This window comes from Streptomyces sp. WMMC940, from assembly GCF_027460265.1.
In the GTDB taxonomy this organism is placed as follows: Bacteria; Actinomycetota; Actinomycetes; order Streptomycetales; family Streptomycetaceae; genus Streptomyces.
The window spans coordinates 5,887,121-5,913,878 of record NZ_JAPZBC010000001.1 but is presented as its reverse complement, the minus strand read 5'-3'; the positions used below and the strand labels follow the sequence as shown (position 1 = coordinate 5,913,878).

General features: G+C 73.3%; 19 protein-coding genes. 7 read left to right on the top strand and 12 right to left on the bottom strand.

The window, feature by feature from the left end:
- Nucleotides 1-36: 36 nt before the first annotated feature.
- The 3 genes from O7595_RS26010 to O7595_RS26000 form a co-directional block, all read right to left on the bottom strand.
- Nucleotides 37-1,380 carry an SWIM zinc finger family protein gene (locus O7595_RS26010; protein WP_269731032.1) on the bottom strand — a complete coding sequence of 448 codons (1,344 nt, stop codon included), beginning with the start codon at nt 1,378-1,380 and terminating at the stop codon, nt 37-39.
- Complete coding sequence (locus tag O7595_RS26005; RefSeq protein ID WP_269731031.1) at nt 1,377-4,202, bottom strand: DEAD/DEAH box helicase; 2,826 nt, start codon at nt 4,200-4,202, stop codon at nt 1,377-1,379. Before O7595_RS26005 ends, O7595_RS26010 begins: the two co-directional genes overlap by 4 nt.
- A 198-nt stretch (nt 4,203-4,400) precedes the next feature.
- Nucleotides 4,401-5,348: a slipin family protein gene (locus O7595_RS26000; RefSeq protein WP_269731030.1), complete on the bottom strand. Its 948-nt coding sequence runs from the start codon at nt 5,346-5,348 to the stop codon at nt 4,401-4,403.
- Between the two features lie 190 nt (nt 5,349-5,538).
- Here O7595_RS26000 and O7595_RS25995 point away from each other — a divergent pair, with 190 nt between their 5' ends.
- Nucleotides 5,539-5,874, top strand: coding sequence for a hypothetical protein (locus O7595_RS25995; protein WP_269731028.1), 336 nt, complete (start codon nt 5,539-5,541; stop codon nt 5,872-5,874).
- 404 nt (nt 5,875-6,278) lie between these two features.
- Nucleotides 6,279-6,554 (top strand): DUF6343 family protein, encoded by a 276-nt coding sequence (locus tag O7595_RS25990; RefSeq protein ID WP_269732626.1) that lies wholly within the window; start codon nt 6,279-6,281, stop codon nt 6,552-6,554.
- Nucleotides 6,555-6,651: 97 nt separating this feature from the next.
- Here O7595_RS25990 and O7595_RS25985 read toward each other — a convergent pair whose 3' ends face one another.
- The 4 genes from O7595_RS25985 to rpsA all read right to left on the bottom strand — a co-directional run bounded on the left by O7595_RS25985 (nt 6,652) and on the right by rpsA (nt 10,647).
- Nucleotides 6,652-7,014 carry a tetratricopeptide repeat protein gene (locus tag O7595_RS25985; RefSeq protein WP_138055932.1) on the bottom strand — a complete coding sequence of 121 codons (363 nt, stop codon included), beginning with the start codon at nt 7,012-7,014 and terminating at the stop codon, nt 6,652-6,654.
- A 141-nt stretch (nt 7,015-7,155) separates the two neighbouring features.
- Nucleotides 7,156-7,755, bottom strand: coding sequence for a dephospho-CoA kinase (coaE, locus tag O7595_RS25980; protein ID WP_269731027.1), 600 nt, complete (start codon nt 7,753-7,755; stop codon nt 7,156-7,158).
- A 272-nt stretch (nt 7,756-8,027) separates the two neighbouring features.
- Nucleotides 8,028-8,966 (bottom strand): PAC2 family protein, encoded by a 939-nt coding sequence (locus tag O7595_RS25975; RefSeq protein WP_269731026.1) that lies wholly within the window; start codon nt 8,964-8,966, stop codon nt 8,028-8,030.
- Between the two features lie 187 nt (nt 8,967-9,153).
- The gene (rpsA, locus tag O7595_RS25970) at nt 9,154-10,647 is read right to left on the bottom strand and encodes a 30S ribosomal protein S1 (RefSeq protein ID WP_017947549.1); all 1,494 of its coding nucleotides are present in this window, start codon (nt 10,645-10,647) and stop codon (nt 9,154-9,156) included.
- Between the two features lie 383 nt (nt 10,648-11,030).
- On the opposite strand from rpsA, the gene O7595_RS25965 reads away from it, so the two are divergent.
- Both O7595_RS25965 and hrpB read left to right on the top strand, forming a co-directional pair.
- Nucleotides 11,031-11,861: a class I SAM-dependent methyltransferase gene (locus O7595_RS25965; protein WP_269731025.1), complete on the top strand. Its 831-nt coding sequence runs from the start codon at nt 11,031-11,033 to the stop codon at nt 11,859-11,861.
- Nucleotide 11,862: 1 nt separating this feature from the next.
- Entirely contained in the window at nt 11,863-14,361 is a 2,499-nt protein-coding gene (gene hrpB / locus O7595_RS25960; protein WP_269731024.1) for an ATP-dependent helicase HrpB, read from the top strand.
- A 132-nt stretch (nt 14,362-14,493) separates the two neighbouring features.
- Here hrpB and O7595_RS25955 read toward each other — a convergent pair whose 3' ends face one another.
- From O7595_RS25955 to O7595_RS25945, 3 genes are all read right to left on the bottom strand, one after another.
- Entirely contained in the window at nt 14,494-15,486 is a 993-nt protein-coding gene (locus O7595_RS25955; protein ID WP_269731023.1) for a DUF3068 domain-containing protein, read from the bottom strand.
- 18 nt (nt 15,487-15,504) lie between these two features.
- A complete protein-coding gene (locus O7595_RS25950; protein WP_269731022.1) occupies nt 15,505-15,642 on the bottom strand; it encodes an SPW_0924 family protein in 138 nt (45 codons plus the stop codon).
- Nucleotides 15,643-15,814: 172 nt separating this feature from the next.
- The gene (locus O7595_RS25945) at nt 15,815-17,554 is read right to left on the bottom strand and encodes a lytic transglycosylase domain-containing protein (protein ID WP_269731021.1); all 1,740 of its coding nucleotides are present in this window, start codon (nt 17,552-17,554) and stop codon (nt 15,815-15,817) included.
- A 223-nt stretch (nt 17,555-17,777) separates the two neighbouring features.
- On the opposite strand from O7595_RS25945, the gene O7595_RS25940 reads away from it, so the two are divergent.
- A complete protein-coding gene (locus O7595_RS25940; RefSeq protein WP_269731020.1) occupies nt 17,778-18,626 on the top strand; it encodes a DUF4184 family protein in 849 nt (282 codons plus the stop codon).
- Nucleotides 18,627-19,108: 482 nt separating this feature from the next.
- On the opposite strand, the gene polA is transcribed toward O7595_RS25940, so the two are convergent.
- The gene (polA, locus tag O7595_RS25935) at nt 19,109-21,823 is read right to left on the bottom strand and encodes a DNA polymerase I (protein WP_269731019.1); all 2,715 of its coding nucleotides are present in this window, start codon (nt 21,821-21,823) and stop codon (nt 19,109-19,111) included.
- A gap of 126 nt (nt 21,824-21,949) precedes the next feature.
- Between polA and O7595_RS25930 the strand changes: the two genes are divergently transcribed.
- Both O7595_RS25930 and O7595_RS25925 read left to right on the top strand, forming a co-directional pair.
- Complete coding sequence (locus tag O7595_RS25930) at nt 21,950-24,229, top strand: FdhF/YdeP family oxidoreductase (protein ID WP_269731018.1); 2,280 nt, start codon at nt 21,950-21,952, stop codon at nt 24,227-24,229.
- Nucleotides 24,230-24,289: 60 nt separating this feature from the next.
- Nucleotides 24,290-24,781, top strand: a complete 492-nt coding sequence (locus O7595_RS25925) for a PaaI family thioesterase (protein ID WP_269731017.1) — start codon at nt 24,290-24,292, stop codon at nt 24,779-24,781.
- Between the two features lie 15 nt (nt 24,782-24,796).
- Here the strand turns inward: O7595_RS25925 and O7595_RS25920 are convergent, their stop codons facing one another.
- Nucleotides 24,797-26,752: a Xaa-Pro dipeptidyl-peptidase gene (locus tag O7595_RS25920; RefSeq protein WP_269731016.1), complete on the bottom strand. Its 1,956-nt coding sequence runs from the start codon at nt 26,750-26,752 to the stop codon at nt 24,797-24,799.
- Between the last annotated feature and the right edge of the window lie 6 nt (nt 26,753-26,758).

Genomic DNA, 26,758 nt, shown 5'->3' with positions numbered 1-26,758 from the left:
GCGGCCCGGGGGCCGGCCGTGGGCCCGGGCCTGTGGTCAGCGGCCCAGGAGGGTCGTGAGGGCGCCCACCGGGTCCTCGTCCGGTGTGCCCCGCGGCCACCAGTCGTCCCGGCCGGGGTCCGACTCGTATCCGTACCACAAGCCGTCGCGGCCCAGACGCAGTTGGAGGGAGGGGGTGGAGAGGCGATTGCGCCGGGGACGGAAGTGCGGGAAGTCCGCGGCGGCGAGGGCGGGGCGGGCCCGGTCGAAGGGACCGGCGGGCGGGTCCCATTCCTCTTCCAGGGCCGCGAGTCCCGCGAGCCCGCCCTGGCGCCAGGCGGCCACGGCGCGCGCCAGGTCGGTGGGGGTGCGGCCGTCGGCTCGGGCCAGAGCGGTGTACAGCGTGCGGGTGGACGCGGTCAGCCCGGATCCGGGGTGGGCGGCGGCGAGCCGGACCGCGTCCTGCCAGAGGTTGAGCCCGCCGACCGGGTCCCTGCCGGTGCGCAGGGTGGTGTGGGCGCGGGCCGCGGCCTCGCCGGCGAGGAGGTCGAGGGCGAGGGGGTCGGGTGCGCCGGCGGCCTGGGGGTACACGGGTGGGCGACCCGGCTGCGGTGGTGCGGGCAGCGGGGGCGGGAGCGGGGGGCGGGCGCGCGGGGCGAGGACGTCGCGGGCGCGCACCGTGGCGAGAACCGGGGCGGTGTCGTCGCCGTCGTCGGCGTGGTGTCCCGTGGGGGCGGCGCGGCGTCGGGCGTGTTCGGCCGCCGAGCGGGCGGCGTTGCGCCGGGTGAGCTCGGCGAGGATCTCCTGCTCGCCGCGGCCGCGCATGAGGAAGAGCACGAAAGGGTCCTCGTCGAGGATCCTGGCGGTCTGGTAGCAGAGTGCCGCGGCGTGTTTGCAGGGGAACCCGTCGTCGGGGCAGGAGCAGTCGGGGATCAGGTCGCCGGGCGCGGGCAGCAGGTCGGCGGCGGACGCGAGGGCGTGCGGGACGTCCTTGTCGAGGAGGGCCGCGATGTGGTCCGGACGGGCCGCCGCGGTGTCCAGCAGCCGCTCCCAGTCGTCGTCGCCGAGGGTGCGCAGCCGGATCTCGGCGCGGTAGGGGCGCGGCCGGGAGCCGTGGACGTAGGCGACGACTCTTCCCGGGGTCACGGTGATCGCGTCGACGTGGCCGCGTCCGGCGTACGCCCGGCCGCGGGTGAGACGGGCCGGGTCGAGGGCGGTGTCCTCCAGGGCGTCCACCCAGGCGTCGCCCCACCAGGAGGTGGCGAAGCCGTCCTTCCCGGGCCGGGGGGCGAGGGCGGGGAACGTGCGCCGTCGGTCGTCCGGGCGGTGCGGGGCCTCCCGGGCGGGCCGGCCGGTGCGGTGCGGTGCGGCCTGCGTACGGCGGGGCGGGGCCGGGGTCATGACGGCCTCCTGAGGGACACGAGGTCGGCCAGTTCGCGGTCGGTGAGTTCGGTCAGGGCGGCCTCGCCGGAGCCGAGGACGGCGTCCGCCAGGGCCCGTTTCGACTGGAGGAGTTCGGAGATGCGGTCCTCGACCGTGCCTTCGGTGATCAGCCGGTGGACCTGGACGGGCTGGGTCTGCCCGATGCGGTGGGCGCGGTCGGTGGCCTGGTCCTCCACCGCCGGGTTCCACCAGCGGTCGTAGTGGACGACGTGGCCGGCTCGGGTCAGGTTGAGTCCGGTGCCCGCCGCCTTGAGGGAGAGGACGAAGACGGGGATCTCGCCGGACTGGAAGCGGTCCACCATCCTCTCCCGCTCCGGTACGGGGGTGGAGCCGTGCAGCAGCTGGGACGGGGTCGCCCGGGAGGCCAGATGGTCCGTGATGAGCCGGGCCATCGCCACGTACTGGGTGAAGACCAGCACGGAACCGTCCTCGGCCAGGATCGTGTCGAGCAGTTCGTCCAGCAGTGCGAGTTTGCCGGAACGGGCCGTGAGGCGGGGCCGGTCCTCCTTCAGGAACTGCGCCGGGTGGTTGCAGATCTGCTTGAGCGAGGTGAGCAGCTTCATGACGAGGCCGCGGCGGGCGATGCCTTCGGCGGTCTCGATCCGGGCCATGGTCTCCCGGACGACCGCCTCGTAGAGCGACGCCTGTTCCCGGGTGAGGGGGACGGGGTGGTCGGACTCGGTCTTCGGCGGGAGTTCGGGCACGATGCCGGGGTCGCTCTTCTTCCGCCGCAGCAGGAAGGGGCGGACGAGCCGGGCGAGACGTTCGACCGCCTCCTCGTTGCCGGTGTGCTCGTTGTTCTCGACGGTGCGGGCGTGGCGGGCGCGGAAGGTCTTCAGCGGCCCGAGCAGTCCCGGTGTGGTCCAGTCGAGGAGGGACCACAGCTCGGAGAGGTTGTTCTCGACGGGGGTGCCGGTGAGGGCGACGCGGGCCGGGGCGGGAATGGTGCGCAGGGCCTTGGCGGTCGCGGAGAAGGGGTTCTTGACGTGCTGGGCCTCGTCGGCGACGACCATGCCCCAGTCCCGGGCGGCGATCTCCGCGGCGCTGGTGCGCATGGTGCCGTAGGTGGTGAGGACGAAGCCGCCGGGGCCGGTGTCGAGGCTGCGTTCCTGGCCGTGGAAGCGCCGGACGGGCACTCCGGGTGCGAAGCGTGTGATCTCCCGCTGCCAGTTGCCGAGCAGGGACGCGGGGCAGACGACGAGTGTGGGTGCCGTGCGGGCCCGGTGCTCGGCGCGGTGGAGGTGGAGCGCGATGACGGTGACGGTCTTGCCGAGGCCCATGTCGTCGGCGAGGCAGCCGCCGAGGCCCAGTGAGGTCATCAGGTCGAGCCAGGCGAGTCCGCGCAGTTGGTACTCCCGCAGGGTGGCGGCGAGGGCGGTGGGCTGGGCGAGGGGGGCCGGACCGTGGGTGAGCCGGTCCCGCAGGGCGGCCAGCGCGCCCTCGGGGACGGCCTCGACCCTCTCGCCGTCGACCTCGGCGGTGCCGGTGAGTGCCGCGGCCAGGGCGTCCACCGGTTCCAGCAGGCCGAGTTCGCGCTTGCGGGCCTTGCGTACGAGCTCGGGGTCGACGACCACCCACTGGTCGCGCAGCCGGACGACGGGCCGGTGGGATTCGGCGAGGGCGTCCATCTCCTGCTCGGTGAGGGGGTCGCCGTCGAGCGCGAGTCGCCAGTCGAACCGCAGGAGCTGCTCGCTCTCGAAGAACGGCGTGCCGTCGGTGGCGGAGCCGGGTGCGGTCGGGCGGACGACCGCCGTGGCGCTGAGGGTCCTGGCGAGTTCCCTGGGCCAGTGCACGGCGATCCCGGCGTCGGCGAGGCGGGTGGCTGCCGGGCCCAGCAGCTCGTACAGCTCGTCCTCGGTGACGGGCAGGACGTCGGGCACCTCGCGCTCGAGGAGCCGGCCGAGTGGGGGCCAGACGCGGGCGGCGCGGCGCAGGGCCAGCACGGCGTCGACGCGGGCGCGGGGGCCGAAGTGCTCGTCGCCCTCCCCCGCCCACAGCCGTGCGGCGTCGACGACGAGTGTGGGGTCGGCGAGGCTGTGCACCTGGACGAGGGCTGCCGCGGCCTGCCGGCCGTCTCGGCCGTCCTCGGACGTGTCGAAGAGTTCGTGGGGGGACAGGTCCAGGCGGAGGGAGATCCGGACGCCGGCGTCCATGCCTGCCGCGGCCTGTGCCGCCCATTCGCGGGCGTGCGGCAGGTGCTGCGGTGCCGTGGCGGCGAACGGTCCGCCGGCGGCGTGCTCGGCGGCGGGGGTGCGGGGCAGGCTGTCCGCGACCGCGTCGAGGAATGCTCTGATCAGCGCCTCGGGTTCGGGCAGCCGGAGTGGCCGCAGCCCGGGGAGGGGGGTGGCGTGCGCCTCGGGCGGCATGGCGGCGGCGATGGCCCGGAGCTGGGCGATGTCGTCGGCGTCGAGTGGCCCGGCGCGCCAGGCGTCGTGGTCGGTGGATGTCAGGCCGGGGAGCAGTCTGCCGCGTGCGACGAGGTGCAGGGCGTGCAGGGCGGCGGCGCCCCAGCAGGCCGTGGCGGGGTGGGCGGCGGTGTCGTGCCGGGTGCCGGCGAGGAGCGGCACGGCGTCGGCGACGGGCAGCAGCAGTGCGGGGACGGTGCGGCTGCGGATCCCGGCGCCGTGTCGGCGGACGACGGTGATCTCGCCGGGGACGGCGGGGGTGTCTCCCGCCGCGGCGCTGTCGGGCAGTGGCTTCCCGTCGGGGCTCCAGAAGGCGACCCGTCCGTCGCGGGGCAGGGCCGCCGGGCGGAAGACGGCGGCAAGGGTGTGCAGCATGCCCGCGTCGCCTCCGTTCCGCTCGGTCGTACGGGTGGCGCGACGTGGACCGCGCCATGGGTGTACGACCTTACGGGGCGGGTCTGACATCGACTCCGGCCTGCGTCGCGGCCGGGTGCCGGGCGGGGGTCCGCGGGGACGGTGCGCGGGGGTGGGCCCCGCTGCTGCCGGGCGGGCGGCGTCTCGTCTCCTCCCGTCTCACCTCCTTCCGTCGTCCAGGGACTCGTGGCCGCCGTGTGCCTGGTCGCCGAGGGCGGCGGGGCTCTCCGGGACGATCGGTAGCGGGAGGTCCGGCATGGCGGGCAACGCCGTCGAGTTGGTCACCGGCGCGTTCAGCGGCGGCTTCACCGCGTGTGCCTCGTGGTGGTGCTCGGCGTCCCGGTCGGGGGCGGAGCCGCGTTCCAGGAAGCGCAGCAGTTCGACGGGGATGGGGAGGACCAGGGTGGAGTTCTTCTCGGCGGCGACCGCCATGACGGTCTGGAGCAGGCGCAGCTGCAGTGCCGCCGGGGTCTCGGACATCTGGTGGGCCGCTTCGGCCAGTTTCTTCGAGGCCTGGAGTTCGGCGTCCGCGTTGATGACGCGTGCCCGGCGCTCCCGGTCGGCCTCCGCCTGGCGTGCCATGGAGCGTTTCATGGTCTCCGGCAGCGACACGTCCTTGATCTCGACGCGGTCGACGCTCACGCCCCAGCCGAGCGCCGGGCTGTCGATCATGAGTTCGAGGCCCTGGTTGAGTTTCTCGCGGTTGGAGAGGAGGTCGTCCAGTTCGCTCTTGCCGATGATCGAGCGCAGTGACGTCTGGGCCATCTGGGAGACGGCGAAACGGTAGTCCTCGACCTTCACGAGGGCGTCGGGCGCGTCGACCACCTTGAAGTAGACGACGGCGTCGACCCTGACCGTGACGTTGTCCCTGGTGATGCCCTCCTGCGCGGGTACGGGCATGGTCACGATCTGCATGTTGACCTTGTGCAGCCGGTCCACGATCGGAATGATCATGGTGAATCCGGGGCCGCGGACCCGGTCGCGCAGCCGGCCCAGGCGGAAGACCACGCCCCGCTCGTACTGTTTGACGACCTTGGCCGCGGCCATGAGGTAGGCGGCGCACGCGGCACCCGCCGTGACACCGATCGCCACGAGATCCTCAACCATCACGGCACCCCCTGCAGTTTCACGCGTCCGGGAGATTCGGTCTGTGATTCAACGGTAATCCTGTGCGGTGCGGTGGTCGAGCGCCGTGCGGGTACGGGGCGTCCCCTGAGCGGGCGCATCCGGCGTGCGGACCCCCGAGGACGTCCGGCAGGGTCTGAGCAGGAGTCCGCATCACAGACGGGGACCAGTCATGGCCGATCACCGGCGCCTCGGCATCGCCGCCGGGGCAGTGCTTCTGACCGCCGCCCTCACGGGCTGTTCCGGCCTGGGCCGGACCGCCGTGGGCACCGTGAACTACGAGGGCGGGGAGGACCGCGTCGTCACGGTGTCCAATCCCGTGGTCACCGGCTGCCACAAGCTCGGGCCGGCCGGCGCGGTGCGGATCGAGAACGCCACGCTGATCGATCTCATCGCGTACCGGACGGCGGACTGCACGGGCGGGGACACGGCGTACATCGCGACGACGCTGTTCAACAACATCGCCCCCGGCACCCAGCCCTGGCGCAGCTACCGCTGGGTCCACTGAGCAGGCGCCGGGGCGCTGGGCGCGGACCCGCTGCACCGGCGCCGGCGCGGAACGGGGCGAGCAGCACCCACAGCGTCAGGGCCGTGAGATGCGCGCTGCGGCCGGTTCCTAAGCCGTGGCGGGCGCGGCGGGGGCGCGGCGGCCGGTTCCGGCCGTGGTGCGTGGCGGGGGCGGCCGACCCTGCGGTGTGCCGTGCCGGCCGTCCGTGCCGGCGCCCCGTGGCGCTCGCACGGAGTCGGACCGGAACAGCCGGCGGACTCATCGCCCGCCCGTGGCCGGCCCCCTCGTTCTCCCGCGCGCCCCGCGGCCGTCGCCCCGCGGGAGCCGCCCCAGGAGGAATTCGTCGTCCGCACGACCGGTCCCGCGCGGTCCGGGTGGATCCTGGAGGGGAAGAGGCGATGGCGATGCGTACGGGAAACGAGCCGGCCACGGCCCGCAGTCCGCTGCGGATGCGGCTCTGGCTGAGTGTCTGGGGACTGCTGTGGGCGGTCGCGGGTACGGCGCTCTTCGCGCTCGCCGAACGCCCCGGTTGGGCGATCGCCTGCGCGGTGCTGAGCCTGGTCGTCATGATCGACCTGATGATCGTGGTGCACCGGCTGCACCAGGGCCCGCACTACCAGCCCGGTCCCGGCATCCCGCCCTACGAGCCGGACCACGGGGACGACCGGCGGCGGCGTTAGGGCCCGGGCGGCACCGCGCCCGGTGTCCGGGCGCCCCGCCTCGGGTCCCGGCGCCCCGCCTCGGATGTCGCCGTACGCCGCGTCCGCCTCTTCGGCCTCAGGTGTCGAAGCGTGCGGCTTCCAGGTACTCGGGCTTGGGATCGAGCGCGGCGGCGAGGCGGAAATGCCGCTGTGCCTGGTCCGGGCGGCCGGCGCGCTGGAAGGTGCGGGCCAGCGCGAAGTGGGCGAAGGCGTTGTCGGGTTCGTGGTCGACTATGTGCTGGAACTCGCGTTCGGCCGCGCGCAGTTGGGCGGACGCGAAATAGGCGCGTGCCCGCAGCAGACGGGCCGCCCTGCTCTCCGGGTGGGCGGCGATGACCGAGTCGAGGAGCTTGATCGCCCCGCGCGGGTCCCGCGAGGCGAGCAGTTGCTCGGCCGCGCGGAAGTCGATGACGTGGGTCTCCGGGTTGGTCTCGGGCACGCTCGCATCCTTCCCTCCCCCTCAGGTATTCAACATTCCCGGCCGCAGGGGATTCCCGGTGGCCGGGCCCGTGGCGCGGGCGCGCCGGCGTCGTGGGCCCGGGCCCGACCCGTCGGTCACGGTCATGACCGAAGAACGCACCTAGCGCCGCGCCCGCTCGCTCAGCTCCGCCCAGACCCGGCGGACCTGGGGCTCCAGCGCCTCCAGCGGCCCGTCGTTGTCGATGAGCACATCGGCGACGGCCCTGCGCTGCTCGCGCGTCGCCTGCGCGGCCATTCGGGCGCGCGCGTCCGACTCGGTCATACCGCGCTGCCGTACGAGCCGGTCCAGCTGGGTCTCGGGGGCGGCGTCCACGACGACGACCAGGTCGTACAGGGGGGCGAGGCCGTTCTCCGTGAGGAGCGGGACGTCGTGGACGACGACCGCGTCGGGGCCGGCCGCGGCCTCCAGCTCGGCCGACCGCGCCCCGACGAGCGGATGCACGATGGCGTTGAGCCGCGCGAGCGCTTCGGCGTCCGCGAAGACGATCGCGCCCAGCCGTGGCCGGTCGAGGGTGCCCTCGGGTGTGAGGACGTCGGGGCCGAACGCCTCGACGACGGCCGCCAGTCCGGGCGTGCCGGGTTCGACGACCTCCCGTGCGATCTCGTCCGCGTCGATCAGTACCGCGCCGTACGACGCGAGGAGCCGGGACACTTCGCTCTTGCCGGCGCCGATTCCGCCGGTCAGGCCCACCTTCAACATGGGCCGAAGCCTAAGGGCTGTCCCGCGGTCCCCGGCGGGCGGACGACGACAGCCACGGCACCTGGCCATGTTGTCGAACCACCCGAAGTACACGCAGCACGAGAGCGACTCCCCGCCTTGCGGTGCATCGCATCTGACGCCGCGCGCGGATCCCCGGGGGTTGCGGACGGCCCTTGGCTGGGTGCCGGGTGGGACGGCCGGGCCCGCCGGGGCCGAGTGCCCGTCGGGCTGGGCCCGCCCGTCGCCATGTGCGCGCCCGGCCCGTCGAGCGACTAGGAGTCGCCTTCGCGTTCGGCGAGGAACCGTTCGAACTGCCTGCCGATCTCGTCCGCGGACGGGAGCTCCACCGGTTCGGCGACCAGGCTGCCGCGCGTGTCGGCGCCGGCGATGGCGTCGTACTGGTGCTCGAGCCCCCGCACCAGGGACGTCAGCTCCTCGTCGCCCTCGCCGATCTGGCGTTCGATCTCGGTCTGGGTGCGCTGGGCCCGGGCGCGCAGGGTGTGCGCGGCAGCGGGGAGTACCAGACCGGTCGCGGCGGTGATCGCCTCGAGGGCGGTCAGCGCGGCGTCCGGGTACGCGGAGCGGGCCACGTAGTGCGGTACGTGGGCGGCGACGCCGAGGACGTCGTGGCCCCACTGCGCCAGCCGGTACTCGACGAGGGACTCCGCGCTTCCGGGCACCTGGGCCTCGTCGAAGGGGCTGCGGTGACCGGGCATGAGGTCCGTGCGGTTGCCGTGCGGGGTGATGCCGACGGGGCGGGTGTGCGGTACCCCCATGGGGATGCCGTGGAAGTTCACGGAGAGACGCACGCCGAGCCGTTCGACGATCTGCCGCACGGCCGCGGCGAACAGTTCCCACTCGACGTCCGGCTCGGGACCGGACAGCAGCAGGAACGGGGCGCCGGTGGCGTCCTGGACCAGGCGGACCTCCAGGGACGGCGTCTCGAAACCGGTCCAGCGGTCGCGGCGGAAGGTCAGCAGCGGGCGGCGGGCGCGGTAGTCGACGAGCCGGTCGTGGTCGAAGCGGGCCACCACCTGGTGGGGCAGTGACTCGAGCAGGGTGTCGACGATCTGCTCGCCCGTCTCGCCCGCGTCGATGTACCCGTCGAAGTGGTACAGCATGGCGAGTCCGGCCGACTCCTGCGCCAGTGCCACGTCGACGACCGCCAGGCCCTTCGGCTCCCACTCGTACAGACTCTGCGGATCTCGCACCGTTACCGCCCCTTCTCCGTGTCTCCGGTGTCAACCTCGCGGCCTCCGCGATCATTCCCGCGGCGCCGGGCCGCTTCGGAGTTCCAGGAGGGCGCGGGCCGCGGCGCGTTCGGGACGACGACGGAGGCCCGCCCCCGAAAGGGGGCGGGCCTCCGTGCCGGTCGCCCGGTGGCTTACGGGGAGCTTGTCAGCTCTGGCCGCCGGCCAGCTTCTCGCGGAGCGCGGCGAGGGCCTCGTCCGACGCCAGGGCGCCGGAGTTGTCGTCCGACTCCGAGGAGTACGAACCGCCCTGGGGCGCGGCGGCCGGAGCGGCCTGGCCGCCCTCGGCCGCGGCGGCCTCGTCGGCCTCGCGGGACTTGATGACCTGCGCCTGGTGCTGCTCGAAGCGCTGCTGCGCCTCGGCGTACTGGCGCTCCCACTCCTCGCGCTGCTTCTCGTAACCCTCGAGCCAGTCGTTGGTCTCGGGGTCGAAGCCCTCGGGGTAGATGTAGTTGCCCTGGTCGTCGTAGGACGCGGCCATGCCGTACAGGGTCGGGTCGAACTCGACCGACGCCGGGTCGGCACCGAAGGACTCGTTGGCCTGCTTCAGGGACAGCGAGATCCGGCGACGCTCGAGGTCGATGTCGATGACCTTGACGAAGATCTCGTCGTTGACCTGGACGACCTGCTCCGGGATCTCCACGTGGCGCTCGGCCAGCTCGGAGATGTGGACCAGACCCTCGATGCCCTCGTCCACGCGGACGAACGCACCGAACGGCACCAGCTTCGTGACCTTGCCCGGGACGACCTGGCCGATCTGGTGGGTGCGGGCGAACTGCTGCCACGGGTCCTCCTGCGTCGCCTTCAGCGACAGGGAGACACGCTCGCGGTCCATGTCGACGTCGAGAACCTCGACGGTGACCTCCTGGCCGACCTCGACGACCTCGGACGGGTGGTCGATGTGCTTCCAGGACAGCTCGGAGACGTGCACCAGACCGTCGACGCCGCCCAGGTCCACGAAGGCACCGAAGTTGACGATCGAGGAGACGACGCCGGAGCGGACCTGGCCCTTCTGCAGGGTGGTGAGGAACGTCTGGCGGACCTCGGACTGGGTCTGCTCCAGCCAGGCACGGCGGGACAGGACCACGTTGTTGCGGTTCTTGTCCAGCTCGATGATCTTGGCCTCGAGCTCCTTGCCGACGTACGGCTGGAGGTCGCGGACGCGGCGCATCTCGACCAGGGAGGCCGGGAGGAAGCCACGGAGGCCGATGTCGAGGATGAGACCACCCTTGACGACCTCGATGACGGTACCGGTGACGATGCCGTCCTCTTCCTTGATCTTCTCGATGGTGCCCCAGGCACGCTCGTACTGGGCGCGCTTCTTCGAGAGGATCAGGCGGCCTTCCTTGTCCTCCTTCTGGAGGACCAGGGCCTCGATCTCGTCACCGACGGCGACGACCTCGTTCGGGTCGACGTCGTGCTTGATCGAGAGCTCGCGGCTCGGGATGACACCTTCGGTCTTGTAACCGATGTCGAGCAGGACCTCGTCCCGGTCGACCTTCACGATGACGCCGTCGACGATGTCGCCGTCGTTGAAGTACTTGATCGTCTCGTCGATCGCGGCGAGGAAGGCTTCCTCGTTACCGATGTCGTTGACCGCAACCTGCGGGGTGGTGGCGGTGGTCTCGGTGCTGCTCGTCATGTGGGAAAGGGCTCCGGTACGGACATTGAAGTCGTAGGTACTGCTACGCCGTGAGCCCGTATCGCAGCTGAAGAAGCCGGACAGCCAAGGAAGCGCCAACCCGAGAGGAATGGCGCCTCGAGAACCGAGGGGACATACAACAGATGCGAGCGCGGCCTGCTCCGTCTGAGGCGCGCAAGCCCGCAGCGCAACCTTTAGCATACGGGGGCGGCAGGGCACGGTCAATGCGCGAAGGCCCCCACCCGGGGCGGAACACCGCATACCCGGCACAACTAAGGTTTGCCGAGGCCATGATGGCCGCGCCTCGCCCCTCCGCGACACGGCCGCAGGGCCGTCCCGGCCCTTCCGGGCGAGGTACCAGCAAACGTACAACGACGGGCGAGATGATCCAAGAGTACGAACCGGTGGCGACCAGGCGTGACGCCGGCGGCGCGGAGAGCAGCCGGGCGAACCGCGGCTGGTGGGACCGCAACGCCGACGAGTACCAGTCCGAACACGGCTCCTTCCTCGGCGACGACCGCTTCGTCTGGGGTCCCGAGGGGCTGGACGAGGAGCAGGCCCGGCTGCTCGGCCCGGCGGAGGCCCTGCGGGGCGCCGACGTGCTGGAGATCGGCGCCGGCGCGGCGCAGTGCTCCCGCTGGCTGCTGGCCCAGGGCGCGCGGCCGGTGGCACTGGACCTCTCGCACCGCCAGCTCCAGCACGCCCTGCGGCTCGGCACCGGCTTCCCGCTGGTCGAGGCGGACGCCGGCGCACTGCCCTTCGCCGACGGCTCCTTCGACCTGGCGTGCTCCGCGTACGGGGCCGTGCCGTTCGTGGCCGACCCGGTGGGCGTGTTCCGGGAGGTGCGGCGGGTGCTGCGACCGGGCGGGCGGTGGGTCTTCTCGGTCACGCACCCGATCCGCTGGGCGTTCCCCGACGAGCCCGGCCCCGAGGGGCTGAGCGTCGCCGCCTCCTACTTCGACCGCACCCCGTACGTGGAGCAGGACGAGGAGGGCCGGGCCGTCTACGTGGAGCACCACCGGACGATCGGGGACCGGGTCCGCGACGTGGTGGCGGGCGGCTTCCGGCTGGTGGACCTGGTCGAGCCGGAGTGGCCGCCGTGGAACGGCCAGGAGTGGGCCGGCTGGTCCCCGCTGCGCGGGAACCTGATCCCGGGGACGGCGGTCTTCGTCTGCGAGCGGAGCGGGACGGGCGCCCGGGCGGGGGACGGGTGAGGTGATCCGCGAGGACTCCCTGGCCGGGCTCCCCGTGCGCGGCGCCCTGCCCGCGCTGGAGCGCGCCCTCGACGCGCACGGCACCGCGGTGCTGTGCGCCCCGCCCGGCACGGGCAAGACGACGCTGGTGCCGATCGCGCTCGCCGGCCTCCTGGACCGCGGTGGCGCCCGCGGCCGGGTCGTGGTCGCCGAGCCGCGGCGGATCGCGGCGCGTGCGGCCGCCCGGCGGATGGCATGGCTGCTGGGCGAGAGGGTGGGCGGCCGGGTCGGCTTCACGGTGCGCGGTGAGCGGGTCGTGGGGCCGGACACCGCGATCGAGGTCGTCACCACGGGTGTGCTGCTCCAGCGGCTCCAGCGCGACCAGGAGCTCGCCGGGGTCGGCACGGTGGTCCTCGACGAGTGCCACGAGCGGCATCTGGACGCGGACACGGTGGCCGCGTTCCTGCTGGACGTGCGCGAGACGCTGCGGCCGGAACTGCGGCTGCTGGCGGCGTCGGCCACGACGGACGCGGAGGGCTGGGCCCGGCTCCTCGGCGGCGCGCCGGTGGTCGAGGCCGAGGGGGTCGCCCATCCCGTCGACGTGGTGTGGGCGCCGCCCGGGCGGCCCGTGCGTCCGCCGCACGGCATGCGGGTCGATCCGGCGCTGCTCGCGCATGTGGCGTCGGTGGTCCGCGGGGCTCTGGCCGAGCGGTCCGGGGACGTGCTCTGTTTCCTGCCGGGGGTGGGGGAGGTCGCGCGGGTCGCCGGGCTGCTCGGGGACGCCGGGGCCGAGGTGCTGCAGGTGCACGGGCGGGCGCCGGCGGCCGTGCAGGACGCGGTGCTCTCCCCCGGGCGGCGCCGCAGGGTCGTGCTGGCGACGTCGGTCGCCGAGTCGTCGCTGACCGTCCCCGGCGTACGGGTCGTCGTGGACTCGGGACTGGCCCGGGAGCCGCGCACCGATCACGCCCGCGGCCTCGGCTCGCTGACGACGGTACGGGCCTCCCGGGCGGCGGCCCGGCAGCGGGCGGGCCGGGCGGGGCGGGAGGCGCCCGGCACGGTCTACCGCTGCTGGGCCGAGGCGGAGGACGCCAGGCTGCCCCGCTTCCCCGCGCCGGAGATCCAGGTGGCGGACCTGACGGCGTTCGCCCTGCAGGCGGCGTGCTGGGGTGATCCGGACGCCTCCGGGCTCGCCCTGCTGGATCGGCCGCCCGCGGGTGCGATGGCCGCGGCCCGCTCGGTCCTCGGCGCCGTGGGTGCGGTCGACGCGTCGGGCCGGGCGACGGACCGGGGACGGCGGATGGCCCGGCTCGGCCTGCATCCCCGGCTCGCGCGGGCCCTGGTCGACGGCGCGCCGGAGGTGGGTGCCCGGCGTGCCGCGGAGGTCGTCGCGCTGCTGAGCGATGAGCCGCCGCGTGAGTACGGGGACGACCTGGCGGACGCCTGGCGCTCGGCCGGGCGGGGCGCTGACGCGTACGGTGCGCTCTGGCGCGCGGAGGCGGACCGGCTGGCCCGCTCGCTCGGCGGCACCGGGAGCGCCCCGGGCCGTCCGGCGGCCGCCTCCGACGACGCGGTCGCGGGGTTCGTGACCGCGCTGGCGTTCCCCGAGCGGGTGGCGCGGGCGCGCGGCGGCACGTCGTACCTGATGGTCTCCGGGACCGGTGCGGAGCTCGGTGAGGGGTCGCCGCTGCGGGGTGCTCCCTGGCTGGCGGTGGCGGTGGCCGACCGGCAGGCGCAGGCCGCGTCCGCACGGGTGCGGCTCGCCGCCGTCGTGGACGAGGAGACCGCGCGCACCGCCGCCGGGCATCTAGCCGCCCGGGGCGAGGAGGTGCGCTGGGAGGACGGCGACGTCGTGGCCCGGCGGGTGGACCGGCTGGGCGCGGTGGAACTGTCCGTGCGCCCGCTTCCGGAGCCGGGGCCCGGCCTGGTGCGGGACGCGCTGCTGGAGGGGCTCCGGCGCGAGGGTCCTGGGCTGCTCGCCTGGTCGCGGGAGGCCGCGGCACTGCGGCAGCGGATCGGCTTCCTCCACCGGGTGCGGGGTGCGCCCTGGCCCGATGTGTCGGACACGTCCCTGCTGGATCTCGCCGGTGAGTGGCTGGAGCCGGAGCTGTCCCGGGCCCGGCGCCGGGCCGATCTGGCGAGGATCGACGCCGGGGAGTGCCTGCGGCGGCTGCTTCCGTGGGCCTCGGGCGAGGCGGTGCGCCTCGACGAACTGGCCCCGGAACGGATCGAGGTGCCGAGCGGCTCGCGGATCCGGGTGGACTACTCGGGCGAACAGCCCGTGCTGGCCGTGAAGCTCCAGGAGCTGTTCGGGCTCCGGGAGACGCCTCGCCTCGCCGGGGTGCCGGTACTCGTCCATCTGCTCTCCCCCGCCGGACGCCCCGCTGCGGTGACCGCCGATCTGGCGTCGTTCTGGCGCGACGGGTACCGGGCGGTGCGCGCGGAGCTGCGCGGGCGCTATCCGAAACATCCCTGGCCGGAGGATCCGGCGACGGCGGAGCCCACGCGCGGTGTGAAGCGCTGACCGGCGGGCGCGGCGTAGGGGCGGGCCCGGCTCGCCCGGTCACGCCCGGGCGGGTGGGGGCCCGGGTGCCGCCGCGGAGTCGCCGTCCGGCCGGCGTCGCACGAGTTCGCCCTGCTCGCCCGGCTCGCCCGGTCACGCCCGGGCGGGTGGGGGCCCGGGTGCCGCCGCGGAGTCGCCGTCCGGCCGGCGTGAACGCGCTTCGAGGAGGAGGGAGAGCGCGAGGAGGCCGGTGCCGAGGGTCAGGAACGTCCACGGCAGGCGGGAGACCAGCAGGAGCACGAGGCCGCGGTGGGACGACACCAGGGCGACGGTGTGGTCCACGTAGTCCTCCCGCATCTTCACGTGCCCGGAGAACGCGGTCACCCTGTCGCGGCCGCCGAGGAGCGATCCTCCGCGCAGCTCCTCGGCGTGGATCTCCTCGCCGTTGACGGGCGCCCCCGTGACCGGTTCGACCCAGAACATGCGCTTGGTGGTGTACCAGCGGGTGGTGCCGGTCTGCTTCTCCAGCGTCGTCGCGTCGATGCCGGGCATCGGCATCTTCTTCGGGTACGGCACCTTGGTCCAGGGGACCGTCTGCTCGAAGTAGTAGACCTCCAGGCCGCGGAAGGTGCGGGTTCCCCGGTAGTGGATGGGGGCCGAGGTCCTGGTCTGGGCGTCGAAGTACTCGTAGTCCCGCTTCTCGGTGAGGAAGGGCCACTTGAACTCGATGCCCTGGCGCCGGACCGGGTCCCCGTCGACGGTCTCCCCCGCGGCGTGCACGGGGGCCTGGGTGTGGGCGTCGAAGATGTACCGCTCGGGGATCTGGGAGACCGTTCTCCCGTCCGGCCCCTGGACGTAGGAGAGCGAGTCCCAGACGACCACGTCCCGGCCCGCGTCGCGCTCGATCCGTTCCGACTCCTCCACGTTTCCCTTGAGGGTCTGCACGATGGTGACCTTCTCCACCCGCTTCGGCTGCATGGTGTCGTACTGCAGCAGGGTCGCGGGCCTCGCCTCGAGCACCATCTCCTGGTATTGGCTCGGCGGGATCTTCGCGAGTCGGGGGAAGGCGTACCAGCGCAGCACCGGCGCCAGCGCCGCGAAGAAGACGGCGAGGGACAGGAGCACGAGACTGGCTCTGCGGCGCATGACGGCTGCTCCTCCCGACTACTTCTTGGGGCCGGGGACGGTGGTGAGGAGCGGTCTGGGCGAGGTCTTCCCGGGCGGGACGTCGAGCACGGCGATGAGCAGCACGACGAGCAGCACCGGGGCCAGCCCGACGGCGGCGGCGGCGAGGGCGCGCATGGTCGGCCTCCCGGGTACGCGATCTGAATAAGCGTCAGAACAGCGGGCGGGGGCACCGTAGCAACGGGGCGTCGAGATGAGAACACGTCGCACCGCACACGACACCGTCCCTCCGATGGGATCCGCGCGGAGGGACGCTGGTCCGGGGCGGGCCGCCGGGCAGGCCGGCAGCTCAGGCGGGCGGGGCCTCGGGGGCGGCGACCTTCAGTTCGACGGTCAGCGTGGCGCCGCCCTCGGTCGTCAGACGCAGCAGGAAGGCGCCGGACAGCTCGTCCGAGAAGATGTCCGGCAGCACCAGCAGGCCGTCGGCTCCGGTCCTCAGCGTGAGGGTGCGGACCCGCTCGTCCTGGGCGCCCTTGAAGTACGGCCCACCGGTGTTCTCGGCCGGGTCTTCGTCCGAGGTGACCATCGTGGCCGTGACCGCCACACCCGCGGCCGCCTCGCCCTTGAACGTGGCCTTGACCTCGACCGCGTCGGCGAACTCGGAGGACGGCGCGGCGGTCAGCTCCTTGTCGCCGGTCCGGACGAGGGCGTCGGCCCGGCGGTCGGTGACGGTCGCGGTGCAGTCGAGCCGGGGCAGGGCACGTCCGGCGACGGTGACGCGGATGGTGAAGTCGCCGGTCTTCTCACCGGCCTTCAGCGCGGGTGCGACGGCGACGCCGCCCTCGCCGGTGCGCACGACCGCGGTGGTGCGGTTGCCGGCGAACCGGGCGTCGGTCGCGCCGACGATCTCGAAGACGAGGTCGGCTCCGACGACCGACTGGCCCGAGCGGTTCTTCGCCCGGACCTTGGGCAGGACGGCGAATTCCTCGCCGGCGACGGCGGTGGGACGCCCGTCGCCCGCGTTCTCGATGGCGAACACCGTCACGGCGGGCGGAGGGGTCGGCGTCGGCTTCGGTGTCGGCGTCGGGACGGTCGGCGTCGGGACGGTCGGCGTCGTCGGGCCCGGGGACGGCGTGCCGGTACCCGGCTTCGACGGGTCCGAGGGGGGCTTGGGGCTCCCGGTCGAACCACCGGGGTTCGAGGGGGAGGGCGACGGGCCGGGGGTGACACCCGGCGCGGCCGGCGTGGTGCCCGACCCGGCGGAGTCGCTGTCGCTGCGGTCGACCGGCAGCACTCCCGAGCCGTCGGGGACCTCGTGCGTGCCGCGCTTGTAGTACTCGAACCAGGACAGAACCGTCCGCAGGTACTCCCGGGAGCGGTTGTAGCTCAGGATCGCCTTGTCGAGGTCCTCCTTGACGGACAGATCGCGGCCGCCGGCGCAGAGGTACTTCGCGGCGGCGAGGGCCGCGTCGTAGATGTTGTTCGGGTCCTTGCGGCCGTCGCTGTTGGCGTCCTGGCCCCAGGTGGCCCAGGTGGACGGGATGAACTGCATCGGGCCGACGGCGCGGTCGTGCGTGCGGTCGCCGTCGTAGGCGCCGTTGTCGGTGTCGGAGATGTTGGCGAACCCGACACCGTTCAGCACCGGGCCGAGGATCGGGGAGAAGGTCGTGCCGTTGGCGTCGACCCGGCCGCCACGTGCCTGGCCGGACTCGACCTTGCCTATCGCGGCCAGCAGCTGCCAGGGGATCCTGCAGCCGGGGTCGCTCGCGGCGAGGGCCTGCTCGGCCTGCTTGTACGCGGCCAGCACCGTGGCCGGAATACCGGACTCCGCCGGGCCGACGACGGGCAGATGGGGCGACGCGCCCGGCTTGTTGGGGCTGTTCAGCGGTGGCAGGTCCGTGAAGTAGGGGGAGTTGCCGGTCGCCGAGGAGCCGGACGGCGGGGTGGACCCGGAGGACTGCGCGTCGCCGCCGGTGGCGGTGGGCGCGACACCCGGCGCCTGCGACGCGGAGAGCGCGGCCACCGCGACCGCCGCCACCGCTGTCGTGGTGGCCCCCTTGCGCAGCCGGCGGCCGAATTGCGCTGCCATACCCCTGATCCCTCCCCATAGGCGGCCGTTCCGCTCCCCGCGCAACGTCCCGTGCGACACTACGGCAACTCCCCGTGCCGCAGAACAGTCACCCCGGCCGCTCGCGCCCGGTGTTCACCCCGTGTCCACAGACGGCACAGGGCCGTCCGGTTCACACGGCGCCCGGCCGGGTTCCCGCATACTGGGCCGCATCGCTCGAACACGGTCTCACGGGGGAGGCACCATGCCATTCACGCTCAGCCACGCCGCGGCGGTCCTGCCCGGCATCCGCAGGAACGGTACAGCCCGGGGACCGCTGGTCGCGTCGGCATTGGTCGCGGGTTCGTTCGCACCCGACATGACGTACTTCGCGGCGAGTGTGCTGCCGGAGGCGATGTGGTTCGGCGACGTGACGCACGGTCCGCTGGGGGTGCTCACGGTCGACGTCGTCATCGCGGCGGGACTGGTGGGGATCTGGCTGATGGTGCGTGAACCGCTGCTGGCCCTGCTGCCGCGGCACCTGCAGGCGCGCGCCCACGCCCTGGTGCGCGGCGACGCCCCGCAGGACCGGACGCGGGCGTCGCTGGCGCTGTGGTTCTGGGTCTCGGCGGTGATCGGGGCGGCGACGCACGTGGTCTGGGACGCGTTCACGCACTTCGACCGCTGGGGCACGCGGGCGCTGCCGGTGCTGGCCGAATCCCTCGCGGGATTCCCCCTCTACACGTACACGCAGTACGGGAGTTCGATCGTGGCGCTGGTGGCGTTGGGCTGGTTCGCGGCGTCCGCGTGGAAGCGCACCCCGGGGCGCACCGGGCCGGTGCCCGTGCCGTCGCTGGGCCGGCGCGGACGGTGGGCCGCCGTGGCGCTGCTCACGCTGTGCGTCCTCGCGGGAACGGTGCATCGCTGCGTGCGCTGGTACGAGCACTGGGGCCGGATCGACACGCCGCTCGACATCATCCCGACCGCGTGCTTCGGGGCGGGGGCGGGGCTCGCGCTGGGGGTCGTGCTGTACGGCGCGGCGGTCCGGTTGTGGTCACGCCGCGGCGCGAGCCTGGAAGAGGCGCCCGCCCGGGAGCATGCGGGCGTGTCCTGACGGGTGCCGTACGGGCTTGTCCTGAGGGGTGCCGCCCGGCGGGCCCCCGCGTCGGAGCCCGGGGAGGCCCGAACGCGGAGACGGCGGCCTCTCGTCGGGGGGAGCCCTCACCCCGCGCCGCGCCGCCCGCGCGGGAACGCCTGACGCGGACGGACGGCCGAGGGCGGGCCGGCCGGCACGGGCAGCCGCCGGCACGCCCTCGCCGAACGGACACGAACCCACCGAGCCACCTTCGGACCGCCCGGCGGGCGCCCACCGCCTCACGGACGAACGCGGGCGTCGCGCCCACACCCGCACGGGCGCCCACCACAGGGGACATCCACGCAGGGCACACGCCGCGTCCCACACGCCCTCGCCGAACGGACACGAACCCACCGAGCCACCTTCGGACCGCCCGGCGGGCGCCAGTCCCGCCGGGCGGTGCGCTTTCGTCCGGCGGGACCCGTCACCCGTACCGGCCCGGGACGCCCGCACCGGCTGCGTCAGTGCGCGGCGGACTCCCAGTCCGGGCCCACCCCCACCGAGACGTCGAGCGGTGCGCGCAGTTCCGCCGCCGCGGGCATCTCGCGGCGGACGAGTTCCTCGACCCGCTCGCGCTCGCCCGGGGCGATCTCCAGAACGATTTCGTCGTGGACCTGGAGCAGCATCCGCGAGGTGAGGCCCGCCTCCCGCAGCGCCGCGTCCACCCGCAGCATCGCCATCTTGACGATGTCCGCCGCCGTGCCCTGGATCGGCGCGTTCAGCGCCATGCGCTCGGCCGCCTCACGGCGCTGGCGGTTGTCGCTGTTGAGGTCCGGGAGATAGCGCCGGCGGCCGAACATCGTCGCCGTGTAGCCCGTGGCGCGCGCCTCGTCCACGACGCGGCGCAGATAGTCGCGGACGCCGCCGAACCGCTCGAAGTAGGTGTCCATCAGGGCCCGCGCCTCGGCCGCCTCGATGTTCAACTGCTGGCTGAGGCCGAAGGCGGAGAGGCCGTAGGCCAGTCCGTACGACATCGCCTTGATCTTGCGGCGCATCTCCGCGTCGACCGCGGACCGTTCGACGGCGAAGACCTGGGAGGCCACGGTCGTGTGCAGGTCCTCGCCCGAGGTGAACGCCTCGATCAGGCCCTCGTCCTCCGAGAGGTGGGCCATGACGCGCAGTTCGATCTGGCTGTAGTCGGCGGTCATCAGGGACTCGAAGCCCTCGCCGACGACGAAGCCGCGGCGGATCGCCCGGCCCTCGTCCGTGCGCACCGGCACGTTCTGCAGGTTCGGGTCGGTGGAGGAGAGCCGTCCGGTCGCGGCGACGGTCTGGCTGAAGGTGGTGTGGATCCGGCCGTCCGCGGCGATGGTCTTGATGAGGCCCTCGACGGTGGAGCGCAGCCGGGCCTGCTCGCGGTGGCGGAGCATGATGACGGGCAGCTCGTGGTCGGTCTGGTTCGCGAGCCAGGCCAGCGCGTCGGCGTCGGTCGTGTAACCGGTCTTGGTCTTCTTGGTCTTGGGGAGGTTGAGCTCCCCGAAGAAGACCTCCTGGAGCTGCTTGGGCGAACCGAGGTTGAACTCGTGGCCCACGGAGGCATGGGCCTCCTTCACCGCCTGCTGCACGGCTCCCGCGAACTGCTGCTCCATGGCCTCGAGATGGGCCCGGTCGGCCGAGATGCCGTGCCGCTCCATCCTGGCCAGCAGCAGTGACGTGGGCAGTTCCATGTCGTGCAGCAGCTCGCCGGCGCCGACCTCTCCGAGCCGCCCGCCGAAGGCCTCGCCCAGGTCGAGGACCGCGCGGGCCTGCGCCATCAGCGCGTCGGCCTCGGCCTGCTCGTCCTCCGCGCCGAAGGCCAGCTGCCCGTCGGCGGCGGCGGGGGCCAGCTCGCGGTGGAGGTACTCGACGGAGAGGGCGTCCAGCGCGAAGGACCGGCGCCCGGGCTTCACCAGGTAGGCGGCCAGGGCCGTGTCCATCGTGATGCCCCGGATGTCCCAGCCGTGCTCGGGGAAGACCCGCAGTGCCTCCTTCGCGCCGTGCACGACCTTGGGGCGGTCCGGGTCGGAGACCCAGGAGGCGAAGGCACGCTCGTCGGCCTCGTCGAGCTGGGTCGTGTCGAACCAGGCCGCCGCTCCCCCGGCGGCCGCGAGAGCGATCTCGCTGACGCTGCCGACGCCCAGCGCCCAGGCGGCGACCGTGGCGAGACCGAGGGGCTGGGCGCCGTGCCGCTCCAGCCAGGGGGCCAGTTCGCCCGCGCCGAGCACGCTGCCGTCGAGCTCCACGCCGGCCGCCGGGGCCGGGGGCTCGTCCTCGGCGGCGCCCGGGTCCACGGCGAGCAGCCGCTCGCGCAGGCTCGGGTTGCGGATCTCCAGGACCTCCAGGAAGCCCTTCAGCGCGGTCCGGTCGTAGGGGGCGCGCTCGAGGTCGCCGACGGACTTCGGCAGCTCCACGTCACGGACCAGTTCCGTCAGGTGACGGTTGAGCTTGACGGCCTCCAGATGGTCCCGGAGCGCCTGGCCGACCTTGCCCTTGACCTCGTCGGCCCGCTCCACGAGCTCCGCGAACGAGCCGAACTGGTTGATCCACTTCGTGGCGGTCTTCTCGCCGACGCCGGGGATGCCCGGGAGGTTGTCGGACGGGTCGCCGCGGAGGGCGGCGAAGTCCGGGTACTGGGAGGGGGTCAGCCCGTACTTCTCCTGGACCTTCTCCGGGGTGAAGCGGGTCAGCTCGGAGACGCCCTTGGTCGGGTACAGCACGGTGACGTGGTCGGAGACCAGCTGGAAGGAGTCGCGGTCGCCGGTGACGATCAGGACCTCGAAGCCGGCGGCCTCGGCCCGGGTGGCGAGGGTCGCGATGATGTCGTCGGCCTCGAACCCGTCCACGGCGAACCGCACCGCGTTCATCGTGTCGAGCAGTTCCCCGATCAGCTCGACCTGGCCCTTGAACTCGTCCGGCGTCGAGGAGCGGTTGGCCTTGTACTCGGGGAAGTCCTGGGAGCGCCAGGTCTTGCGGGACACGTCGAAGGCCACGGCGAAGTGCGTGGGCGCCTCGTCGCGGAGCGTGTTCGCCAGCATCGACGCGAAGCCGTAGATCGCGTTCGTCGTCTGGCCGCTCGCGGTCGTGAAGTTCTCCGCGGGCAGCGCGAAGAACGCCCGGTACGCCAGCGAGTGCCCGTCCATGAGGAGCAGGCGGGGACGGGTTTCCTCTGAGGTCTTCCTCGATGCTGTCTCAGCCACGGACACGATCCTGCCACGGACCACCGACAAAGCCGCCCACGGCCGCCGGGGTCCGGCCGCTCCGGGCACGTGACAGGATCGACGATGTTCAGCACGTCCTCTCGTCCGCGCTCGAAAGGGAGCACGATGGCCACCACGCCGCCCGAAGGTGACCCGGTGCAGGACGCACCCCGGGTCGAGGCGCCCCGGCACTCCGCGGCCGGGCTCCCGGCGATCGGGCACACGCTCAGGGTCGCGCAGCGGCAGATGGGGCCGGCGCGCACCGCGCGGACCCTCCTCAGGGTGAACCAGAAGGACGGCTTCGACTGCCCCGGCTGCGCCTGGCCCGAGGGCGAGCGCCGTCATGTGGCGGAGTTCTGCGAGAACGGCGCGAAGGCGGTGGCCGAGGAGGCGACGCTGCGCCGGGTCACGCCGGACTTCTTCGCCGCCCACCCGGTGTCCGGCCTGGCGTCCCGCAGCGGGTACTGGCTGGGCCAGCAGGGCCGTATCACGCAGCCCGTGTACCTGGCGGAGGGCTCCGACCACTACGAGGCGGTGACCTGGGAGCGCGCCTTCGCGATCGTCGCCGAGGAGCTCACGGCGCTCGGCTCCCCCGACGAGGCCCTCTTCTACACCTCGGGCCGCACCAGCAACGAGGCCGCCTTCCTGCTGCAGCTCTTCGCCCGCGAGTTCGGCACCAACAACCTGCCGGACTGCTCCAACATGTGCCACGAGTCCTCGGGCTCGGCGCTGACCGAGACGCTGGGCGTGGGCAAGGGCAGCGTCTCCCTGGAGGATCTGCACCGGGCCGACCTGATCGTCGTCGCCGGGCAGAACCCGGGGACGAACCACCCGCGGATGCTGTCCGCGCTGGAGGAGGCCAAGCGGTCCGGAGCGAAGATCATTTCGGTGAACCCGCTGCCGGAGGCCGGGCTGGAGCGGTTCAGGAACCCGCAGACGGCGCGGGGCATGATCAAGGGCGTCCGGCTCACCGATCTCTTCCTGCAGATCCGCATCGGCGGCGACCAGGCCCTCTTCCGGCTCCTGAACAAGCTGGTCCTTCAGGCGCCGGGCGGTGTGGACGAGGCATTCGTACGGGAGCACACGCACGGTTACGAGGAGTTCGCCGCCGCGGCGCGCGCCGCGGACTGGGACGAGACGCTCGCCGCGACCGGCCTCGACCGCGCGGACATCGAACGCGCGGCGCACATGGTCCTCGCCTCGGAGCGGACGATCGTCTGCTGGGCGATGGGGCTGACCCAGCACAAGCACTCCGTCGCGACCATCCGCGAGGTCGTCAACCTGCTGCTGCTGCGCGGCTGCGTCGGCCGTCCCGGCGCCGGCGTGTGCCCGGTGCGCGGGCATTCCAATGTCCAGGGCGACCGGACGATGGGCATCTTCGAGCGCCCCTCGGAGGCCTTCCTGGACGCCCTGGAGAAGGAGTTCGACTTCGCCCCGCCGCGGCACCACGGCCTGGACACGGTCCGGGCCATCAGGGCGCTGCGGGACGGGGAGGCGAAGGTGTTCTTCGCGATGGGCGGCAACTTCGTGGCCGCCTCCCCCGACACGGACGTCACCGAGGCGGCGATGCGCCGCGCCCGACTCACCGTGCACGTGTCGACGAAGCTCAACCGTTCGCACGCGGTGACCGGGACGCGGGCGCTGATCCTGCCCACGCTCGGCCGGACCGACAGGGACGAGCAGAGGAGCGGCCGCCAGTTCGTGACGGTCGAGGACTCCATGGGCATGGTGCACGCGTCCCGCGGCAACCTGCCGCCGGCGAGTGAGCACCTGCTGTCCGAGCCGGCGATCGTGGCCCGGCTGGCCCGGGCGGTGCTCGGCCCGGCGTCGAGGACGCCGTGGGAGGAGTTCGAGGAGGACTACGCCACGATCCGGGACCGGATCTCCCGGGTGGTGCCCGGCTTCGAGGACTTCAACGCGAGGATCGCCCGCCCCGGCGGGTTCACCCTGCCCCACGCCCCGCGCGACGAGCGCCGCTTCCCCACGGCGACGGGCCGGGCCAACTTCACGGCGGCGCCGGTGGAGTACCCGGAGGTTCCCGAGGGCCGGCTGCTGCTGCAGACCCTGCGCTCCCACGACCAGTACAACACGACGATCTACGGGCTCGACGACCGCTACCGCGGCGTCAGGGGCGGCCGCCGCGTCGTCCTGGTCCACCCGGAGGACGCGGCGGAGCTGGGCCTCGCGGACGGCGTGTACGCCGATCTCGTCAGCGAGTGGACGGACGGCGTGGAGCGGCGGGCCCGCGGCTTCCGCGTGGTGCACTACCCGACCGCCCGGGGCTGCGCCGCCGCGTACTACCCGGAGACCAACGTCCTGGTGCCGCTGGACGCCACCGCGGACACCAGCAACACCCCCGCCAGCAAGTCCGTGATCGTGCGTCTGGAACAATCACCGACCGACTGAGCGTCCGCTCAGGCGACGGATCCCCAGGACACCAGAGACGCACGACGATCGGAGCCGGCCATGGGTGAGCAGACGACGGTGAAGTTCCCGCAGGAGGTCATCGACGAGTACGCCGCACTCGGTGTCGACCTGCCCGCGCTGTTCTCGGCGGGGACCCTCGGCAACCGGATGGGTGTGCGCATCGTCGAGGCCTCCGCGGAGCGCGTCGTCGGCACGATGCCGGTCGAGGGCAACACCCAGCCGTACGGGCTGCTGCACGGCGGGGCGTCCGCGGTGCTGGCCGAGACCCTCGGGTCGGTCGGGTCGATGCTGCACGGCGGCAGCTCGAGGATCGCCGTCGGTGTGGACCTCAACTGCACGCACCACCGGGGTGTGCGCTCCGGGCAGGTCACGGGCGTGGCGACGCCGGTGCACCGGGGCCGCTCCACCGCCACCTACGAGATCGTGATCACCGACGAGCAGGACAAGCGGGTCTGCACGGCCCGGCTGACCTGCCTGCTGAGGGACGTCCGCCCCCAGGACGCGGATCACGTCCCGGGGGCGAACGGCTGACGCGCGCCCGCGGTGCTACGGCGCGACCGGCAGGGTGACGCTGCTGATACCGGCCCGGACGGCGAGTTCCGTCCCGGCCGGGTGGCGCAGGGTGTGGTCGTGGTCGGTCGAGATCAGCACGACTCCCAGCCGGTGCCCCTTCTTGAAGACGTGGTCCTGGGGCTGCATCGCCCACTCCAGCCGGTACTCGCGGCCCTCGACGACCGTGCTCTGCCGCTCGATGGAGTCCCGGTTGCGGATGTCCAGCCAGCCTCGCGAGACGATCTTGAAGTCGGCGGTCTCGGTGCGGTGGCGGGTGCGGTAGGCGCATCCGGTGTCCCCGGGGATGCCCTCGCCGTAGCAGACCTGCTGCGTGGTGTCCGCGACGGTGCCGGCCGTCGCCCGGGTGTCGGTGCCGTAGTCGACCAGCAGCGCGGTCACGTACGGCGACGAACCGTCGAGCGAGGCGCGTACCGACATCTCCGGAGTGCCGTTGAGCCTCAGATCGGCCGGCAGCGGGCGGGTGGTGTAGGCGAGCCGGTCGGGCCGTGCCGCACCGGGGTCCGTCACCAGCTGTTCGGCGGGTACGGTGCGGCCCCGGTCGGTCGCCTGCTGCCGCACCGGCCTGCCCGGCAACGGCGAGAGCCCGCCCTCGGTCAGCCACAGTCTGACGTCACGGGTGCCGCGCGCGGGCCAGTCGGACTGCCGCCGCCAGCTGAAGTCCGACTGCTCGACCTCGACGGCCGGTGCGGTGAGTGCGCCGTTGTCCAGCCCGTACAGCCAGTGGTCGAACCACTGGTGCAGCTGGTCGAGCCACTCCTCCATGCGCAGCGGCATCGGGTTGACGTGGCCCGCCTGATGGAGCCACAGCTTCCGCGGGACGCCGTGGCTCTTCAGCGCCTCCCACAACCGCCCGAAGTGCCGCGTCTTCACGTTCCAGTCGTTGCCTCCGTGGACGAGGAAGACACCCGCCTTGATCCTGCCGACGTCGCGGAGGTAGTCCCGCTCCTTCCAGAAGGGGGTGAAGTCCCCCGTCACCCGGTCCTGTTCGGCGGTGAGCCGGTCGATGACGGGCCGGCAGACCTCCCGGTCGGCGCGGGTGTGCACGTACTTCGCGAGGACGTCGGCGTCCTCGCCCTGGTAGCCGCCGGGCGCCACCACACCGCCTCCCGCGCGGTAGTAGTCGTACCAGGACGAGATCCCCGAGATCGGCACGATGGCCTTGAGTCCCTCTACCCCGGTCGTGGCGACGGCCGTCGGCAGGGTGCCGTTGTACGAGATGCCCATCATCGCCGTGTCGCCCGTCGACCAGGCGGCACCCACGGGCCGGCCGTCGGGGTCCCAGCCGCGGGCGCGGCCGTTCAGCCAGTCGACGGCGGCCTTCGCGCCGAGCGTCTCGTTGCGGCCGCCCGAGGTCGGGCAGCCGGTCGAGCCGCCCGTGCCGAGGCTGTCGACCTGCGCGACCGCGTAGCCGCGCGGGAGGAAGTAGTTGTCCGTGTAACCGGACCAGGGCACCGACGAGGCGGACAGTCCGGCGGATCCCGGCTCCTCGTACGGGGTCACCAGCCCGGGGACCCGCTCGTCCCCGGTGAGCCGGCCGCGCGGAGGCAGACCGTCCACGTCCACGTCGACGTCGTGGTTGCGGACGTCGTTGCCGCCCGCCCAGTAGGGGCTGGCCTCGACGATGGTGGCGACCTTCAGCCCCGCGTCGGTCTCCTTGGGACGCAGGATCCTCATCCGTACCGTGTCGCGCCGGCCGTTGCCGTCGCTGTCCACCTCGGTCTCGATGTCGACCTGCTGATGGACGGCGTCGGCGCGGGAGAACACGGGCTGGGTCCGGTTGCCCACGATGCTCAGCGCCGGGTCGTCCGCCCGGGCCGCCGGTGCGGGCAGCGCCGACAGCAGCGACACGGCCAGCGCGGCCGTGCCCCATCGGGATGCCGTGCGCGCACGCGCCTTGTGGGCCGCGCCTGTTCGGGTGGATCTCGCCATTCGTGC